Source organism: Streptomyces sp. NPDC044002, from assembly GCF_056434525.1.
Map to the genome: position 1 here is coordinate 5,793 of NZ_JBWKEZ010000130.1, position 3,119 is coordinate 8,911.

The window sequence follows — 3,119 nt, forward strand, 5'->3', positions numbered from 1 at the left end:
CCGGCAATGTCAGGGGGCCGAGAAGGAAAACCGGCCCACGCAGGGCCGATGGGATGCGCCTGGGGTATCGGGCATGGCTGCGCCCCGGCGCGGCTGGTGGGCCGTGCCGGGGCGCGAGGAGGTGCGGGGCTATGCGGTGAGGATCCAGGGGCCGCTCAGTCGCGGCGGGCCCGGCTGGTGGGGGTTGAGGTCGACGACCACGTCACCGTCGTCCGTGTGGACGGTGAAGACCGTGGCCCAGGACGTAGGGTCGCGCTGGAGAGCCAGCGCCGCGAAGGCGGCGTGTACGGGCGTGTCGGCGTCGATCTCGACGTTCCAGCTGATGGTGTACTCCGGCATGTGCTTCGTGCCTTCCTGGGCGCCCTCAGCGCCCGTGTGCGGTCGTGGGAGGTCTAGGCGGCGAGGGTGAGTTCGACGTCGTCCAGGCTGCGCTCGTTGATGGTGACGCCGCTGACGGGGTCGAGGTCGTCGAGCCAGAGCTCCTCGTTCTCGGCGAGGTAGCCGTGGAGGGCGCTCGGGTTGTGGGCGATGTACGCGGGGAGCTGGACCTCGGAGGTGAACTCGTAGGTGACCTGCTCGGTCACGGTGAGGGCGAGGTGCACGGTCACTTCCTGGTCGTGGCCCTCGGGCTCAGGCGCGTCGGCGTTGACCACGAGGCACAGCAGGGCCGCCGTGTCCTCGTACGGGTCGGCCTGCTCCTGGGCGGCGTCGGGGAGCCGGCCGAACGGGGTGCCAAGGCGGTCGAGGTGGCGGAGGACCTGGAGCAGGGCCTGAGGGTCGCGCGGGTCGGTGCTGCCCCAGGCCGTGCGCAGTTCGGGGTCGGTGAGCTCGGGGAGGGTGTCCACGTCGTCGAAGTCGAAGACGCACTGCGTGCCGCCGCCGGCGGTGCGGAGGCTGTCGAGGTGGAGTTCGCCGGAGCGGGGGTCGCGGCGCAGCACCAGGTAGGCGGCGTTCGGGTCCATGTTGGCGAGGGTGGCGGTGAGGGTTCGGGTCAGGCCCTGGGCCTGGTCCTGGGCGGCTTCGAGGGCGTCCTGGCAGTCCTGAAGGGTGGCGTGCATCGTTCCTCCTGAGGGGTGTGCGGGGGCCGGCGGTGCGGCCGGCCGTCGGCTGGGGAGCCTCTCCCCCGGCGCCGGGCCGGGGGAGAGGGCGGGTCAGGCGCTGAGGAGCTGGTTGCCGGTGCGCTGCCAGTACCCGGCGGGGGCGCGGTCCGCGCGGCACTCGTAGGTGCCGTAGGCGGTCACCGTGAACTCGTCGTCGCAGACCAGGACGCGGGCGTCCGGGATGAACTCCAGCGTCTTGCTGTCGGCGGGGAAATCCCTGAAGCCCTGGAAGCGGTGGGGGTCGTTCAGGAACCAGTAGACGTCGCCGCGTTCCAGGTCGGTGTAGCGGACGCTGACGGTGTCGCCAGGGTGGAGCTTGCACCAGGTGCGGACGCCGAGGTCGGCGCAGATGTCCTTGACCCGGCGGTAGAGGACGTCGAAGGCGTCCGGGGCGATGCCCAGGGCGCGGTCGGTCTCGCCGCTCGGGCCGGTGAAGTGGACGGGGCCCCGGACGTCGAGGCCGTCGAAGCCGTAGCGGGCGGCGATGTGCTGCGCCACGGTGTTGGGGGCGCCCTGGTCTCCGGGGTGATAGTGCATGTCCGTCTCGGCGTCGAGCGGGACGGTGGTGTACGCGCCGGGGCCGGAGAAGAGGCCGGTGAGCTCCCACTCGACGTGGGGGTCCCCGAAGGACCACGCAACGAGGTGGTCGGAGTGGAGCGTGCCGAAGCAGCTGAATTCGTGCGGGTGGGTGAAGTCCAGGGGCATGCGGTTCTCCAGGGTGTGTGGGTTTCCGGTCGTGGTCGACTGCCACCGTCGACCACAAGACAACTATAGCATTCATTCATCACGCACGGGAGGTTCCCGGACCTGTTTTCGCTGCTCAGACCCCCCGCGTTCGCCGCTCCCGCTACGCAGAACTGGCCCCGCCCGTAAACGGGCGGGGCCAGTCGGTTGTCGGCTTTCAGGCCGTCGTCGCGGCCGCGGTGGTCAGCTGGCGGAGTACTTCGAGCGGCTGCTCGGCCCGCGCCAGCCGGGCAAGGCGGGCGCGCTGCTCCCCGATGCCTCGGCAGCCGGCGAGCGGCTGCAGGGTGTCCGGGCGCAGCTGTGTGACGGCCTGGACGTAGGCGCGGCCGCCGAGGGCGACGACGGCCGCGGGCCGGGCAGGATGCCGAGCTGGGCCGCCTGGCCGGCGAGCAGCTCGGCGGTGGCGGAGCCGGGCTGGCCCATGCGCAGGTCGTACGGGAAGAGCGGCTCGTCGAGCGTGACGAAGCCGTGCTGCGCGGAGAGGACGACGACGTCTCCGGTGGCGCCGGCGAGGCGCTCGGCCGCCTGCCGGCACAGGAGGTGATAGCTGCCCCGGTAGAGGTCGCGGGCCGGCAGGGCTGTCCTGGTGGGCGCCTTGGCGCCGCTGCAGGGTACGACGATGACGGGCCCGAGCGGGCCGGGGGCCGTCGACCGGGGGGTCTCGCGTACGTCGAGGGCGGCGCCGGCGCTGCGGCTGCTGTTCACGGGAACGAGGCCTTCGTGTTCGGCCGGCTGCCAGGGGTAGGGGTCGCCGACGTGGCGGCGGGCCCAGGCCATCGCGCGGCCGGTGGCGGGGTCGACGACGTCCCATCCCGCGGCGGCGTACGCGCGCAGGCTGTCGTCCGTGTGGTCGGGTGCCTGGACAGCCCGGAGGTCGATCCGGGCGACCGCCTGGGCCACGGCGTCGGCGAGGGTGGTGGCGCAGCGTACGACGGCTTCGCGGGGCACCGGGGCGGTGCGGGGCATCAGTTGGTCGACGTGCCATTGCCGGCCGGTGCGGAAGGCTTCCAGGTGGGCGGCGGCGTGGCGGAAGCGGTGGACCGTGCTGTAGGCACCGGCCCGGTAGACGACACGGCGGCGGGGGCGGGGCAGCTGCTCGGAGGGGAGGGCGGTGGTGGACATGCGGGCACTCCTGGGGTCGGGCGCGCGGGGCGCTTCGGGGCCGGTGCGGCAGGGGGCGCCGGGGGGGGGGGGGGGGGGGGGGGGGGGGGGGGGGGGGGGGGGGGGGGGGGGGGGGGGGGGGGGGGGGGGGGGGGGGGGGGGGGGGGGGGGGGG

4 protein-coding genes are annotated in these 3,119 nt (G+C 73.9%); all 4 read right to left on the minus strand.

The features are described 5' to 3' along the window. Nucleotides 1–129: 129 nt before the first annotated feature. Complete coding sequence (locus AC07A6_RS40910; RefSeq protein ID WP_478780485.1) at nt 130–339, minus strand: hypothetical protein; 210 nt, start codon at nt 337–339, stop codon at nt 130–132. A gap of 53 nt (nt 340–392) precedes the next feature. After that, nucleotides 393–1,058 carry a hypothetical protein gene (locus AC07A6_RS40915; protein WP_478780486.1) on the minus strand — a complete coding sequence of 222 codons (666 nt, stop codon included), beginning with the start codon at nt 1,056–1,058 and terminating at the stop codon, nt 393–395. A 93-nt stretch (nt 1,059–1,151) separates the two neighbouring features. Then, nucleotides 1,152–1,805 (minus strand): hypothetical protein, encoded by a 654-nt coding sequence (locus tag AC07A6_RS40920; RefSeq protein WP_478780487.1) that lies wholly within the window; start codon nt 1,803–1,805, stop codon nt 1,152–1,154. 222 nt (nt 1,806–2,027) lie between these two features. Next, the gene (locus AC07A6_RS40925) at nt 2,028–2,966 is read right to left on the minus strand and encodes a DUF6884 domain-containing protein (protein ID WP_478780488.1); all 939 of its coding nucleotides are present in this window, start codon (nt 2,964–2,966) and stop codon (nt 2,028–2,030) included. Nucleotides 2,967–3,119 lie beyond the last annotated feature (153 nt).

What these genes read in the sequence shown, in the direction of transcription:
- AC07A6_RS40910 (WP_478780485.1), bottom strand. Translation starts at nt 339, where the DNA reads ATGCCGGAGTACACCATCAGCTGGAACGTCGAGATCGACGCCGACACG.
- AC07A6_RS40920 (WP_478780487.1), bottom strand. Translation starts at nt 1,805, where the DNA reads ATGCCCCTGGACTTCACCCACCCGCACGAATTCAGCTGCTTCGGCACG.
- AC07A6_RS40925 (WP_478780488.1), bottom strand. Translation starts at nt 2,966, where the DNA reads ATGTCCACCACCGCCCTCCCCTCCGAGCAGCTGCCCCGCCCCCGCCGC.
- AC07A6_RS40915 (WP_478780486.1), bottom strand. Translation starts at nt 1,058, where the DNA reads ATGCACGCCACCCTTCAGGACTGCCAGGACGCCCTCGAAGCCGCCCAG.